Below are 13,361 nucleotides of genomic sequence, written 5' to 3'. Positions count from 1 at the left end.
TCCCCAGCGCCTCTGGGTAGTGGCAGCCGCGCTGTCAGCTCGGCATCGTCAGCGAGGTGGTCGCGATGTAGTAGTTCAGCACGAACAGCCCGGCGTTCCAGCTCCCGTGTGCCAGGGCGGGAACGAGGATGCTCTCGGTGTACTCGTACAGCGCACCGAGGACCAGCCCGAGCGCGCTGGCGGTGAGGATGTACGTCCAGGCGCTGCCGGAGCTGATGGCGAGATAGTGCCCCATCCCGAACAGCAAACTCGCCAACACCACCCCCGGAACCACGCCGAACGCGCGCCGGAACAGTCCCTGGACGACGCCTCGGAAGACGAGTTCCTCGGCCGGTCCGACGAAAAAGAGCGCGACGGGAACCATGTACAGGAAGAGCACGGGGTTCTCCCGGCCCTCCGTGATGATGTTGTTCTGGCCGGTCTCGACGGCGACGCCAAACAGCGTCTCGGCGAGGTTCGAGAGCACCTGCACGACGACGCCCATCACCAGCGAACCCAGCAGGATGCCGACTACCCCGACCACTGCCCAGCCCAGATCCGAGGGGCGGGGCCGGCGCAGATAGACCAGTGACTGGTCGTCTCTGACCTGCAGGTAGGCGACGCCCGCGAGTACAAATCCGACGAAGGAGATCGCGTTGACCGCCGCGTACAGCGCCGCTGGCGTCGAACTCGCATCGAGGCCGTTCTCGACGTTGATGCCCAGCAGCGCCGCGCCGAGAGCCGAGAAGACGCCGGCAAAGAGAAAGGCTCCGGCGACGACGGCCAGCGCCCGGACGACGCTCTCCATTATCGTGCGGCCGTCGGCGACCGAGACGTACGGCGGGGAGAGTGCCATTGCAGTTGCTGGCGGTACGCGAGCGAGGCTCAAGACCCCACCGATTGCCGGCTGTGGCCGTGCCGGTCGCTGTCTGACCCGGGCTAGTCGATACGGTAGCTGGGTCGCTCCGCGACGGTCCTGGTCTCTTCGGTCTCCTCGCCCGACAGCAGGCCGCGCGCGGCGCGCTTGCCCCACTCGACGGCGGGCTGGGTGAACGTCTCGATGTCGGCCAGTTCGCCGACGAGCACGGTGGCGGCCTCCATCGCGTACAGCAGTTCGCCGACCCCCTCGGCGTCGAGGTCGTCGAGCTCTATCTCGACGGCCGGTCGACCGGCCTCGGCGAGGCTGGCGACTGTGGCGTCGTACTCCGCGTCCAGTAGCTGGCCCAGGTCCGCGCCGGCGAAGTAGGACAGCGAGTCGTGCTCGGACTCGGGAATCTGGACGTCTGCCCGCTCCTGTGGACGGACGACGGTGACCATCTTGTCTGCTGGTCCGGCCCGGTAGAGCTGGAGCTGGGAGTGCTGGTCGGTCGCGCCCAGGGCTCTCGCGGGGGTCTGGCCCCGCCCCTCCTTGCCGAGGCTCTCGGCCCACAGCTGGGCGAACCACTCGGCGAAGTACTCCAGCCGTTCGGCGTAGGGCATGACGGCGTTGACCGCGGCCCCCTCTTCTTCGAGTGCGTAGCAGACGGCGCCGTAGGCGTAGCCAGGCGAGTCAAAGAGCGACGGCCCGAGCCCGTCGGCGGCCGCGCTGGCCCCCTCGAGCAGCCCCTCGATGTCGACCCCGAGGATTGCCGGCGGGACGAGTCCCACCGACGACAGCGCGGCGAAGCGGCCCGGGACACCGTCGGGAACCGGCAAGCGCGGCAGGTCGTGTTCCTCGACCAGTTCGGCCAGCGGGCCGGACTCGCCGGTCGTGACGACGGTCAGCTCCGTCCAGTCGACGCCCGCGTCCTCGTAGGCCGCCCGCACCACGAGGAAGTTCGCCAGTGTCTCCGCCGTCGTGCCGGACTTCGAGACGACGTTGATGGCGGTGTCTTCGAGCGGGAGACCCTCGAGCGTGCGCTCGATGTGTTCCGGGTCGACGTTGTCCAAGATGACGTGCCGATCGGGCTCGTCGGCCAGCGCCGCGGTCACCGTCTTCGCGCCGAGCGCGGAGCCGCCGATACCCACGGTCAGGACGTACGCGGCGTCTTCGACCGGCTCGACGGCCTCGCGGATTCTCGTCGGGTCCGTCTCCTCGGGCAGGTTCAGGGCTGCGTACCCGAACTCGCCGTTTTCCCGCCCCGCAGCGATGGTCTCGTGGGCCGCGGCCACCTGTTCGTCCAGCTCCTCCAGGTCGTCCTCGTCGACGCCGGGGTCCGCTTCGTCCCCGAGCGCCGCACCGATATCGAGATGCATACGCGAACCCTCGAAGCCCTGTTACATATGTGCCCGGTCTAGAGCAGCAGTGTCCCCCGGCCGACGACGAAAGCCAGCGCGGCAAAGACCATCCCGGCCTTGAGCCACCGCTGTCCGCTCCCGGGGTCGACGAAGGCGTAGCTCGCCGCCGCGAGCATTGTCACGTTGGCCGGCAGGACGGCCACGATGTATCCGGTTCCGAAGGTGCCTTCGAGATACGGGAGCACGCTGGCAGCGACCGCGACGACGATACTCGCCAGCCCGAGCCACAGCGACGGTGACTCGCCGATGGCGATGGGGAGCGTTCGCAGTCCCTCCTGTCGGTCCCCGTCGATGTCCTCGACGTCTTTGATTATCTCGCGGCTGAGCGTCGCGACGGCCGCGAGTGCGAACAGGACCATTGTGGCAGCGACGTCGCCAACGGCCGCACCCCCCAGGAGCAGGTTACTCGGCATCACGACCGCGATGAGGGCGTTGCCGACGCCCGGGAGCGGCTTGAACACTTGCGTGTACGCGAGGAGACCGAGCGCGTTCCCCACGACGATGACGGTCCCCCACAGCGGGAGCAGTAGCGACGCGACGAACCCGGTGGCAAACAGGGCGAGACTGTACAGCAGCGCCGTCCGTGCCGAAATCGCCTCGCGTGGAATCGGTCGGTCCGGTCGGTTGATGGCGTCGATGTGGCGGTCGAAGTAGTCGTTTATCGTGTTCCCGCCGGCAGTGACCGTCGTCGCGGCGACGACGGCCGCACAGACCGCGAGCGGTCGCGTGAGGATGCCGCCGGCGACGAACGCGCCGATAACTGTGAGTACCCCCGTGAACGCGACGTTACCGGGTCGCGTTATCTCGAGGTACACGCCCAGGTCCGAAAGCTGTTGCCTGAGCACCGTGAAGAGACCGTCACTTGAACTCGCTGTCCCCCATCCGGTCTGAACCCCACCACGTGAGTTGCTCATGCAGTACAGCCGCTCGCTTTGAAACGATTATTATTATATTTTATCATTTATGAAAAAACTTCATATTTTGACCTAAAACCCAAAATTAATTAGATATTCGCAGATGCACGAGACGACTGCACAGCCGCCCATCGCTCGCCAGACAACGGGGCGCTTAACCCGCTCGTCGCTCTATATCGGGTGATGACAGACGCGCAGCCGACCGAGAGCGAACGGAGCTACAACGGGTTGCCCGGCGCGTTCCCCTACGCTATCCGGTCTAGCGAGTCGCTGCTGTTCAAGGGGTACGTCGTGGTCGCTACCTTGCTGACGGTCGCCATCGCGCTCATCTTCACGTTCGGTCTCATCGGCGTCCTCGCCGGGAGTTCCGGGGCCCGCGGCGGGACGTTCACCTTCTCACGGACCTTCTTCCTCTTTGTCGGCCTGCTCGTCGTCGCGCCGCTGCTCGCGCCCGTCCTCCTGGTCGCTCGTCGCCACCGCCGTACCGCCTCCTCTATCGCCTACGACCGCGGGCTGGCCCTCTCGGCGCTGGGCTTCGTCGCTTCGCTGTACGTCGGACTGATTATTTCGGTGCCGCCCGCGCTCCAGGAGTCGACGACTAGTCGCGTGGTGATGGCACTGTACGAACTGCCACAGCTCGCTGGACTGGTTCCGCCGCTACTCGCTGTCGGGCTGATGTATCTCGTGCATCGGTTGCTGCGGTGAGCTAACGCTTTTGACTGATCAGACATACACTGACATAGACTGACACGATGTCGATTACACTGGACGAGTTTGCCGCGTCGCGAATCGCGAACGTGGTGAGTCTCGGCCAAATCGAAATCGAATACGGCAGCGACGCTTACGGAACGGACGCTGAGTGGGCAGCGACGGTACCTGACCTGAGGGAGAACGCGTAACGCTGTGGAAACTCAGCAGTACGAAATCCTCCCCAGTCGAAACCCCGAAAAACGGGCCTGACCTACCCCGTCGCATGACCCAGAAAGAGGGGACCTTCCTCGTCACCCATGCCGACGAGTCGTCGGTCACAGTTCGGGACGTGGTCGATGCGCAGGTACTGACGCTGTCGGAGAACCCCGGCCTCGAAGGCGGCGCCGTCATCGAGGCTACGCTGGAGGCGGAGCCGCCGATGGAGGTCACCTACGCGGTGGCAGACCTCGCCGCCGAGTACGAGATTCCGGTCGCAGTCGTTGACCTGGAGCCGACCCAGCAAGCAAAGGACCTCGCCGCCGACCAGCCCGTCGGCGAACTCACCACCCAGGAGCGGGCCGGCACCGGCGAGTTACACGTCCTGACCGTGCCCGACGGCGAGGCGGCACCGACGGCCGACGACGTCGCGGCCGACGAGGAGACGGTCGCCCGAGCAGCGCGGCTGGGTGTCGACCGCGTGGAGATTCGGACCGCCGACGGCGTCGTCAGCGTCCGGTATCTGCCGGATTGAGGCCCCGGTTCGTTCCCGGTCGGGCAGCGCGGATTAAGAAGGCTTATTCGGGGGCGTGCCACACCTGCGGCCATGGTCGCGTTCGAGGTCCCGGAAGTCGACTACACGCAGTACTCCAACCGTCAGCTCATCGCGGTACCGCTGGTGGTGCTGGCGGTCGCCCTGGGGGTGCTCGCGGTCACCTACGCGTTTACCGGGTCACCGGTCACGCTGGGCAACGACTTCACAGGGGGATCAGAAATCAAGGTGCAGTCGTCCGAGCCGATTTCGGAACAGCAAGCCACCGACCTCTTCGGTGACTCCGTCGTTTCGGTCCAGCAGGTCTCCGGACAGGACCAGTATATAATCACGTTCGACAACACCGGGGACCTCTCGACGCTCACCGACACGGCCGAACAGGCCGACGGTATCACCGTGCTCCAGAGCGGGACGACCTCGGCGGTCTTCGGCCAGCAGAGTCAGCGGTTCGCGCTCATGGGCGTCGGCATCGCGTTCCTCGGGATGAGCCTGCTGGCCTTCGCTCTCTTCCGGACGTTCGTGCCAAGTATCGCCATCGTCATCTCGGCCTTCTCGGACATCGTCATTCCCGTCGCCATCATGAATCTCGTCGGTATCAAGCTCTCTCTGGGGACCGTCGCCGCCTTGCTCATGCTCATCGGGTATTCGGTGGACTCGGACATCCTGCTGAACAACCACGTCCTCCGTCGCTCGGGCGGGTTCTACGAGTCGACCTACCGCGCGATGCGGACCGGTGTGACGATGACCCTTACCTCCATCGCCGCGATGACCGTGATGGCCATCTCGGCGACACTGTTCGGTATCGACCTGATGGCCTCTATCGGTATCGTGCTGGTGCTGGGGCTGACGGCTGACCTGATGAACACCTACATGCTCAACGTCACACTGCTTCGCTGGTACAAGTACGAGGGGGTGTCTCGATGAGTACCCTCCGTGATAACTGGCGCATCGTCGTCCTCGTCGTCCTCCTGCTCGGTAGCACCGTCGCACTCTTTGTCCCCGGGGCGCCGCCGGGGACCGCCGCTAACGAGTCGGCCGGTGGCGAACAGCTCACCAACCTCCAGTACGGTATCGACCTCTCCGGTGGTGCCCGTATCGAGGCACCGGTCGTCGGCACGACTGCCGAGGGGGTCGAAGTCGGGAACCAGACCGAGGCGGTCCAGCTGCAGACGGCCCTGTCGAACCGACTGGGGGTCGACCCCATCGACCTGACGGTCAGGCCATCGGCGAACGAGAGCGGCACCGTCGAGGTGTTCGACGGGAACGTCACCGAGGCCGAGCTCCGGACCGCGTTGGAGGAGGAGGGCTACCAGCCCGAGACCGTCCGCCCGGGCGTGACGTCCGAGACCCGCAAAGAGATGGTCGACGCCATCGACCGGAAAGTATCCACGTCGGCACTCAGCGGCGGGAACGTCCGTGAGGTCAACGTCCCCGGAGGGCAGAATCTCATCGCCGTCACCGCCCCCGGCCGCGACGCCGAGGACCTCATCGATATCCTCGAAGAGCGCGGTGTCGTCCGGGTCTACGCCGTCTACCAGAACGGCACCTCCGGTAACTGGACCCGTCAGCAGGTCCTCGGACAGGACGACTTCAGCGACATCGGCACCGCCCAGACGGTGAACAACCAGCCCCAGGTCCCGGTCGTCATCGAACAGCAGGCGGCCCGGCAGTTCCAGAACGACATGGCCGACGCCGGCTTCGGCGGCGGGGCCTCCTGCGCTGTCGAGGCGAGCGAGCACGAGAGCGTCGACACCATCAACGGCACGTGTCTGGTAACGACACTCAACGGCGAGCCGGTGTTCGTCGGCGGCGTCGACCCGGGCCTCGGGCAGTCCTTCGCCGATGGGACCTTCGCCAACGACCCGCAGTTCGTCATGACCACCACCTCCATGGACGAGGCGCGCGAACTCCAGCTGAGTCTCGACGCCGGCCAGCTCCCGGCGGACCTGAACTTCGAGGACGGGAGTCGGAGCACCCTGTCGCCGGCGCTGGCTGACCAGTTCCGGACGAACTCTCTCATCACTGGGCTGCTCGCGGTGCTCGCGGTCAGTCTCGTGGTGTACGTCCGCTACCGGCGCCGTGAGGTCGCCCTGCCGATGATCGTCACCGCGCTCTCGGAGGTGTACATCCTGCTTGGCTTCGTCGCGCTGGCACAGTACCCGCTCAACCTCTCCCATCTCGCTGGCTTCATCGCCGTCATCGGGACGGGGGTGGACGACCTCATCATCATCGGTGACGAGATTCTCCAGCAAGGGGAGGTCGGGACGGCCCGCGTGTTCCAGAGTCGCTTCCGGAAGGCGTTCTGGGTCATCGGCGCGGCCGCGGCGACGACCATCGTCGCGATGGTCCCCCTCGTGGGCTTCCCGCTGGGTGACCTCTCCGGCTTCGCCATCATCACCATCGTCGGCGTCCTCATCGGTGTGCTGGTCACCCGCCCGGCCTACGGTGACATCCTCCGGAACCTCGTGCTGGACGAATAGGGACCGAAAATTTCGGTTTCGCTGTCGGTTATGTCGACTCCAGCACCGCTAACAGCCAGAAAGCCCCGACTGGCTACACTCCCGCGACTCGTTGCGGTCCTCAGTCGCTCCCGCTCCCTGCGGTCCTTATGATCTGAAAATCGCCGCTGGCGATTTTCATCATCCCGAAAGAGCGCGGTGCGCTCTTTCGAGGACTTCGTCGGGGTTCGTGTAGCCAGTCGCCCCTTTCAGTCCCACCCGGTGTTGTCCGTGTCTTCGTCTACGAGCGGTGGTTCAAAACTCCCCCAGCGACGACTGCTGAGCGGCGGCCAGCACGTCCTCGCAGGTGGACCACGACGCCCGGGCACACTCCGGTAGCTCCCCGTGCTCCTCGACGTACTCCGACAGAAACTCCCGCGTCGTGGGGTCGCTCGGGTAGCCCGAGCCCACGTCGCCGTAGATATCGGCGAGGGCCTCGACGTGGCTGTCGCGGGCCACCTTCGCGAGGATGGAGGCCGCGCCGACCAGCGGGTCGGTCTCGTCGGCCCCGTGTTCTGCGGTGAGGGAAAGCGTCGCGTCGACGCGGTCGGCGACCCGGCGGCCGAAGCGGTCGGCGTCGGTGTCGCCGGCGTCGACCAGCCCCGCGAGCCCGTCGTCGGCGACCCCCGCGAGCGCCTCGGCGTGGGCGGCGACGGTCAGCGTGTTCATGTCCGTCTCGGGGTCGTCGATGCGGGCGACGGGAATCTCCGTGACGGCGACAGCGTCCGCTACCGTTCGGATTTCGCTGTCCAGTCGCTCGCGTTTCGCGGGCGCGATACCCTTCGAGTCGCCCACGCCGTCGGGCAGTGTGTCGGGGTCGGCTCGCACCGCGGCGGCGAACATCGACCCCAGCACGGGCCCTTTGCCGGCCTCGTCGACGCCCAGTCGCATGGCTGGTCGGTTCGCGGCGTCGAGTAAAGCCGTTGTGGTCGCTCTCTCAGATGTCCCGGAAGAACTCCTCGTCAGCGAAGGGCTCGTCCTCGCCCTGCACGTCGACCACGTCGAGTGCGGTCACGACGCTGTCGACGCCCAGCAGCCCCGTCAGACTCGGCTCGGTGCGGCCTTCATCACTCGAAATCAGTTCCTTCACGTAGAGCCCGCCCGCGCCGTGAATTCGAATGTCGGCGTGGCTCTCGTCGACCAGTTCGCCGCTGGCGGCGTAGACGTCCCGGGTGCGGGTGAGGTCCGCTCGTCGGTGCGAGACCCGCTGGGGTGTGTCCTGGTGGATGGTCGCCCCTTCGAGCTCCTCGAGGGCGCTCTGGAGGGCCTCGTCGGTGACCGACTCGTCGAACTCGACGTCCATCCGGTAGGTCTTCGAGGCGTCGAGTTCCTTGACCCGTTCGACCATCTCGTGAGTCGCCAGCCGGAGGCTCTCGACCTCGACCTTGCCGTCGGCGAAGTCGTTGATATCTCTCTCCAGCTGTTCGACGTCGATGTCGCGCACTCTGGGCTCGTCGACCTCGATGACGAACGGGCGGCCGGATTCGAGCATCAGCGCGTCGACGTCCTCGCGGCCCGCGCCGTGGAACGTGCCCGCCTCGCCGTCCATCGCCTCGACGACGACCGGCGCGGAGAGCTGTTCGACGCTCTCGTCGTAGCGAAAGCCCGAGCCGTCACAGCCGTCACAGGGCTCGCCCTGCCAGCGGCCGGTGCCGTTACAGTCGTTGCAGGGCCACTTCGTCTGTGGGATATCGCGTTCGAGCTTGCGGTAGCGGCCGTAGACGAACGCGGAGTTGACGTTGACGTCGACCTCGTCGGTCGCCAGGTCCAGCGTGAACTGGACGTCCGGTCGACCGAACTCCACCTCGGCGCCGGTCAGGTCGCCAACGTGCTTGCCCACTTCCCGATTGAGCTCGGTCTTCAGCGCCTCGCCGGCGTCCTCGTCCAGTCCCACGTCCTCCCGGAGCAAGGCGTCGTTCTCTTCGAGCAGGGGCGGGACCTTCGTCCCGACCTGGTACGTGTTGAACTCGTAGCCACGGACAGCCGTCGCGGCCTGTTCGGCCCACCACTCCACTCGTTCGCTCTCCAGTTCGCAGACCCAGCAGTCCTCGGTCGGCTCGAAGGGTTCGTCGTCCTCGAGCGCCAGCGAGACCCGGAGTGCGTGGCCCCGCTCGGCGTTGGCCAGCCCGAAGCTGCGCTCGGCGAACAGCCGACCGAGACAGGAATCACAGAGCGGCCCCGTGGCCAGCGCGGCCTGCGCGTCGTCTAGAACGGTCATTGTCGATGCGAGGGGGGCGGCCGGTAACTGCGTTTCGACCTAGCTGCAACAATGCACACGATTCCTACTCCCTGCTGTGTCGACAGCCAGAAAGCCCCGGCGGGGACGACTCGCGCGGCTCGCTGCGCGCGCTCGCTCCGCTCGCGTGCTTGCTTCCCCGTGCTTCGTCCTCCCCGCCGCCCCTTTCAGTCCCGCCCTGGGTGTTTGTCGAATCAGCCACGGAGCTTGGATTCTGTCACCGGCCGTCCTGTCCGCCGTCAGAGCGGTGTTCGGCCCCCGGCTGGCTCGCTTCACCGGCCGCGCCCTCGGTCGGGAACGGTTCACTGGGCGGCTCGCTGGGCTGGCCGAACAGCTCTCCGGGTACGTCGGTGACGGACATCGACACGTCCCGCTGTGGGAACGGAATCTCGATGCCGTCGGCCTGGAATCGCTTGTAGATGGCGCTGTTGAGCTCGTGGGTGGCTCTGGCGCGCTGGGCGGGATTGTTGACCCAGCACAGCAACTCGAAGTTCAGCGCGGAGCCACCGAACTCCCGGAACCGCACTCTCGGTTTGGGTCGCTCCAGTACCAGCCCCTCGCCTTCGGCGATCTCCAGCAGCAGTTCCTCCAGGTCGTCGATATCGGTGCCGTAGGCGACGCCGATGGGCACCCGGATGCGCCGTTTCGTCTTCGGCGTGGACTCGTTGACGATGGCCGCGTTCGACAGCTTCGAGTTGGGGACGGTGACGAGGATGTCGTCGCGGGTCCGGATGACCGTCGAACGCACCGAGATGTCCTCGACGCGGCCCCGTTCTCCGGTCTCGAGGACGACGTAGTCGCCGACCGCGTAGGTCCCGTCGAGATACAGCGACAGCGAGCCAAAGAAGTTCGCCAGGGTGTCCCGGGCCGCCAGCCCGACGATGATACCGGCGATACCCGCGGAGGCAAGCAGCGGCGTCACGTCGATGTTCCAGAGCACGAGCAGGAGGAAGATGGCGACGGCGGCGACGGCGGCGCTCCAGACGTTCTGGAGGATAGGGACCATCTGGCGGTCGATGTAGCGGCTGTCGGTCACCACGGTCGAGGCCTTCCGCCCGACACGCAGCAGCGTCAGCGCCCAGACGACGATGACGAGCGACAGCGTCCCCGCCTCCAGCGGGACGGCGATGCCCGGCGAGATGTCGTACACCTGTGTCCCGACGTAGGCACCGGCGAGTCCGACGGTGAGATACAGCGCGGTGTGGACGCCGCCGAAGACAATCTCGTCGACGTCGCCGTCGATGCGGTCGGTCAGCCGCTTGAGATATCTGTCCCCCAGTTCCCGCACGGCGACGGAAAGCAGGAGGCTGGTCACGACGAGCAGCCCAAATCCCTGCCAGGCGGGGAGGCCGGCCAGCCAGGCGACGATGCCACCCAGTTGCATACCAGCCGTTAGACAGGGCCTATATATATACTGATAGCTCTCGTCCCGACTCCGGACCGAACCGATTTTACCCTCGGCTATCCGCTGGATGGATATGAATCCCGTCCTCGTCGCCATCCTGCTTGGTATCCTCCAGGGGATACTGGAGTGGATTCCCGTCTCCAGCGAGGGCGGGGTCGCGCTCGCCTCGACGGCGCTGGCCGGGTTCGCACCCGAGGATGCGACACGGCTGGCGCTCTTTTTACACGCCGGGACCGGCGTCGCCGCCATCGCGTACTACCGGGCAGACGTGGCCGACATTCTCGGTTCGGTCCGCGAGCTCACCCGGCGCCCGTTCGCCGACGAGACCGCTGACCTCTCCTTTCTGGCGATAGCGACGGTCGCAACGGGACTGACCGGATTGCCGGCGTATCTCCTGCTCGACGCCGCCGTCTCCGGGCTGGAGGGCGGACTGTTCCTCGCGCTGGTCGGTGGCCTGCTCGTTTTGACGGGGCTGCTCCAGCGGTTCGCCGTCGCGCTGTCGCTGGGCGAGCGCCACAGTCCGAACTGGCTCGACGCCGTCTTCGTCGGCGCCCTCCAGGGCGTGGCCATCCTCCCGGGCGTCTCCCGCTCCGGAACGACCGTCAGTGCGCTCCTGTTGCGCGGTCACGAGGGGGAGTCGTCGCTGCGGCTCTCCTTCCTGCTGTCGATTCCGGCGGCGATGGGAGCTAACGCCTTGGTACTACTCGACGACGGTGTGCCGGCCATCGACCCGCTGAGTGCGGTGGTCGCGCTGGCCGTCAGCGCGGTCGTCGGCTATCTCACCGTCGACGCCCTGGTCAGACTGGTCCGCCGGGTCCCGTTCTGGACCGTCTGTGTGGTCTTCGGTGGCCTGGGCGTCGTCGGCGGGTTGCTGGTGGCGCTCTGAGCGGTGGAAGTTATATACGAGTCGGCGACAACTCTGTGACGACAGCGGCTATGAGTGGTGACGAACACAAGATACTCGACACGTCCGGCGACTTCCAGTACGTCGTCCGCGGCGGCGACCCGGTCGCCGACCCCAGATGGCAGTCCTGCCGACTCATCGTCACCAACAAGCGAATCGTCCTCGCGACCAACGAGGGCAAGACGCCGATTCCCCACTCGAACATCTCCGTGCCCGACGAGCCCGAGAGCGTCGTGCCCGAGGAGGTGCCTCCGGGTGCGACCGTGCTCTCGGTCGGCGACAACGTCCTGCTGGTGGACGCGAGCAACGTCTCCGATTTCGAGTTCGAGTACCGACGGGCGACCCTGCAGGGCGAGGTCATCCTCGCCCGGCATCCCGCCGTCGTGGGCGGCGTCATCCAGGACGACGCCGAGTGGAGCAAGGCCCGGTTCCGACTGGACGACGACGAGGTCCGACTGCAGTTCCCGGGCGGTGGGTCGACCGTCTTCGATATCGACGACGTTGGCACCATCGAGACCAGCGAGAGCACCGTGCTGGGCGACCAGCGAACGGTCGTCGAGGTCGAACACACCGACGAGGAGGACCGCAGCGTCGAGACCCACTTCTCCGGAATGGCCCACCACACCGACGCGCTGGAGGCGCTGTTCGGTGCCGTCGTCGACGAGCGAGAGGACGACTACGAACTCTCCGAGATGGAGAGCCAGGTGCTGATGGCGCTGTATTCGGGGGTTTCGCCCTTCGAGATGGCCGACTTCGTCGGAACGACGCCCGACGACGTCGAGGAGATTTACCAGAAGCTGCTGGACGTCGGCGCGGTCGATAAAGTCCGCGAGCGAACGGAGGTCAGTCTGAACGCGCAGGGGCGGAATATGGCGAGTGAAGCGATGAGTGGGGAGTAGGGCGGTTTGAGCGAGCGGAGCGAGCGAAAACCGCCGAAATGCGCAGCGGCGAGTGTAACGAGCCGCGAGCAGCGAGGTCGACCGGAGGGAGACGCCACCGAACGCGCAGCGGTGACCGAAGGGAACCGCGAGTAGCGGGGTCGGAGCGTAGCGACGACCTCGGTTAAGCGCAGCGGGGAGAGCGAGCCCGACTACAGGGAGGGGTCGTACGCGAACGGCCCAAGCCGTGAGCGCAGCGACCCGCGAGTAGGGAGGCGACGAGTGAAACGAGTCGCCTCCTGACGGAACGGCGACCGAAGCGAGCCGGGGAGCGGGAGACGCCGACAGAAAGCGGCGTATCCGAACAATCGAGGACGAAGTGAGCCGCGAGCAGTAGGGCGGTGACACTCACTCAGTCTGATATGATTCCAACGGGAGTCTGTCGAGTCCGACCGTCTCGTAGTCCTGCTCGCTCGACAGTACCGCTCCGTCACGAACTGCGGCCATCCCGGCGTGGAGTGCATCGAACGGCGTCAACTGGTACTCGTCCAGAAACGCCGCGGCGGCCAGCACAGCTTCCTCGTGTATCTCCGGTCTGATGGGGACAAGTTCGAGCAAATTCGAGACGGCACGTGGGACGTCGATATCGTACTCCGCCTGTTCACGGTCGTAAAACATGACGAGTAGCTCAGCGTAGGCGAGGACGGACGTGTGGATGTCGTCGCGCGCTTCCAGCGCCCGGAGTGGGGACTCCTGCAGCCAGTCGTCCTCTTTCAACAGCGCAATCAGGAAATCCGTCTCCACGTACACG

The 13,361-nt window shown here is 66.2% G+C and carries 13 protein-coding genes; 6 read left to right on the top strand and 7 right to left on the bottom strand.

Annotated features, from left to right (window positions below):
- Window positions 1–34: 34 nt before the first annotated feature.
- The 3 genes from EGD98_RS14080 to EGD98_RS14070 form a co-directional block, all read right to left on the bottom strand.
- Window positions 35–835: a CPBP family intramembrane glutamic endopeptidase gene (locus tag EGD98_RS14080; protein WP_220588997.1), complete on the bottom strand. Its 801-nt coding sequence runs from the start codon at window positions 833–835 to the stop codon at window positions 35–37.
- Window positions 836–918: 83 nt separating this feature from the next.
- Window positions 919–2,214, bottom strand: a complete 1,296-nt coding sequence (locus EGD98_RS14075; protein ID WP_220588996.1) for a glucose-6-phosphate isomerase — start codon at window positions 2,212–2,214, stop codon at window positions 919–921.
- A 38-nt stretch (window positions 2,215–2,252) separates the two neighbouring features.
- A complete protein-coding gene (locus EGD98_RS14070; protein WP_220588995.1) occupies window positions 2,253–3,170 on the bottom strand; it encodes a geranylgeranylglycerol-phosphate geranylgeranyltransferase in 918 nt (305 codons plus the stop codon).
- Window positions 3,171–3,353: 183 nt separating this feature from the next.
- Between EGD98_RS14070 and EGD98_RS14065 the strand changes: the two genes are divergently transcribed.
- The 4 genes from EGD98_RS14065 (at window position 3,354) to EGD98_RS14050 (ending at window position 7,109) form a co-directional block, all read left to right on the top strand.
- The gene (locus EGD98_RS14065; RefSeq protein ID WP_220588994.1) at window positions 3,354–3,875 is read left to right on the top strand and encodes a DUF8056 family protein; all 522 of its coding nucleotides are present in this window, start codon (window positions 3,354–3,356) and stop codon (window positions 3,873–3,875) included.
- A gap of 268 nt (window positions 3,876–4,143) precedes the next feature.
- A complete protein-coding gene (locus EGD98_RS14060) occupies window positions 4,144–4,611 on the top strand; it encodes a DUF5812 family protein (RefSeq protein ID WP_220588993.1) in 468 nt (155 codons plus the stop codon).
- Window positions 4,612–4,683: 72 nt separating this feature from the next.
- Entirely contained in the window at window positions 4,684–5,553 is an 870-nt protein-coding gene (secF, locus tag EGD98_RS14055; RefSeq protein WP_220588992.1) for a protein translocase subunit SecF, read from the top strand.
- Window positions 5,550–7,109: a preprotein translocase subunit SecD gene (locus EGD98_RS14050; protein WP_220588991.1), complete on the top strand. Its 1,560-nt coding sequence runs from the start codon at window positions 5,550–5,552 to the stop codon at window positions 7,107–7,109. The genes secF and EGD98_RS14050 overlap by 4 nt, the downstream gene beginning before the upstream one ends.
- A 273-nt stretch (window positions 7,110–7,382) precedes the next feature.
- Here the strand turns inward: EGD98_RS14050 and rnhB are convergent, their stop codons facing one another.
- The 3 genes from rnhB to EGD98_RS14035 form a co-directional block, all read right to left on the bottom strand.
- A complete protein-coding gene (gene rnhB / locus EGD98_RS14045) occupies window positions 7,383–8,018 on the bottom strand; it encodes a ribonuclease HII (RefSeq protein ID WP_220588990.1) in 636 nt (211 codons plus the stop codon).
- A 46-nt stretch (window positions 8,019–8,064) separates the two neighbouring features.
- The gene (locus EGD98_RS14040; protein WP_220588989.1) at window positions 8,065–9,345 is read right to left on the bottom strand and encodes a tRNA pseudouridine(54/55) synthase Pus10; all 1,281 of its coding nucleotides are present in this window, start codon (window positions 9,343–9,345) and stop codon (window positions 8,065–8,067) included.
- Between the two features lie 235 nt (window positions 9,346–9,580).
- Window positions 9,581–10,747, bottom strand: a complete 1,167-nt coding sequence (locus tag EGD98_RS14035) for a mechanosensitive ion channel family protein (protein ID WP_220588988.1) — start codon at window positions 10,745–10,747, stop codon at window positions 9,581–9,583.
- A gap of 94 nt (window positions 10,748–10,841) precedes the next feature.
- Here EGD98_RS14035 and EGD98_RS14030 point away from each other — a divergent pair, with 94 nt between their 5' ends.
- Window positions 10,842–11,654, top strand: coding sequence for an undecaprenyl-diphosphate phosphatase (locus tag EGD98_RS14030; protein ID WP_220588987.1), 813 nt, complete (start codon window positions 10,842–10,844; stop codon window positions 11,652–11,654).
- Window positions 11,655–11,704: 50 nt separating this feature from the next.
- Window positions 11,705–12,571, top strand: coding sequence for a CheF family chemotaxis protein (locus EGD98_RS14025; RefSeq protein ID WP_220588986.1), 867 nt, complete (start codon window positions 11,705–11,707; stop codon window positions 12,569–12,571).
- 387 nt (window positions 12,572–12,958) lie between these two features.
- On the opposite strand, the gene EGD98_RS14020 is transcribed toward EGD98_RS14025, so the two are convergent.
- Window positions 12,959–13,360, bottom strand: a complete 402-nt coding sequence (locus tag EGD98_RS14020) for a PIN domain-containing protein (RefSeq protein WP_220588985.1) — start codon at window positions 13,358–13,360, stop codon at window positions 12,959–12,961.
- Window position 13,361 lies beyond the last annotated feature (1 nt).

The organism is Haloarcula salinisoli, assembly GCF_019599405.1.
Lineage (GTDB): Archaea > Halobacteriota > Halobacteria > Halobacteriales > Haloarculaceae > Haloarcula > Haloarcula salinisoli.
The sequence above is the reverse complement of the archived record's forward strand: the minus strand, read 5'-3'. Positions and strand labels throughout refer to the sequence as shown.

Bases quoted from the DNA above. Each gene is read 5' to 3' on its own strand.
- EGD98_RS14080 (WP_220588997.1), bottom strand. From the start codon at position 835: ATGGCACTCTCCCCGCCGTACGTCTCGGTCGCCGACGGCCGCACGATA.
- EGD98_RS14075 (WP_220588996.1), bottom strand. From the start codon at position 2,214: ATGCATCTCGATATCGGTGCGGCGCTCGGGGACGAAGCGGACCCCGGC.
- EGD98_RS14070 (WP_220588995.1), bottom strand. From the start codon at position 3,170: ATGAGCAACTCACGTGGTGGGGTTCAGACCGGATGGGGGACAGCGAGT.
- EGD98_RS14065 (WP_220588994.1), top strand. From the start codon at position 3,354: ATGACAGACGCGCAGCCGACCGAGAGCGAACGGAGCTACAACGGGTTG.
- EGD98_RS14060 (WP_220588993.1), top strand. From the start codon at position 4,144: ATGACCCAGAAAGAGGGGACCTTCCTCGTCACCCATGCCGACGAGTCG.
- secF (WP_220588992.1), top strand. From the start codon at position 4,684: ATGGTCGCGTTCGAGGTCCCGGAAGTCGACTACACGCAGTACTCCAAC.
- EGD98_RS14050 (WP_220588991.1), top strand. From the start codon at position 5,550: ATGAGTACCCTCCGTGATAACTGGCGCATCGTCGTCCTCGTCGTCCTC.
- rnhB (WP_220588990.1), bottom strand. From the start codon at position 8,018: ATGCGACTGGGCGTCGACGAGGCCGGCAAAGGGCCCGTGCTGGGGTCG.
- EGD98_RS14040 (WP_220588989.1), bottom strand. From the start codon at position 9,345: ATGACCGTTCTAGACGACGCGCAGGCCGCGCTGGCCACGGGGCCGCTC.
- EGD98_RS14035 (WP_220588988.1), bottom strand. From the start codon at position 10,747: ATGCAACTGGGTGGCATCGTCGCCTGGCTGGCCGGCCTCCCCGCCTGG.
- EGD98_RS14030 (WP_220588987.1), top strand. From the start codon at position 10,842: ATGAATCCCGTCCTCGTCGCCATCCTGCTTGGTATCCTCCAGGGGATA.
- EGD98_RS14025 (WP_220588986.1), top strand. From the start codon at position 11,705: ATGAGTGGTGACGAACACAAGATACTCGACACGTCCGGCGACTTCCAG.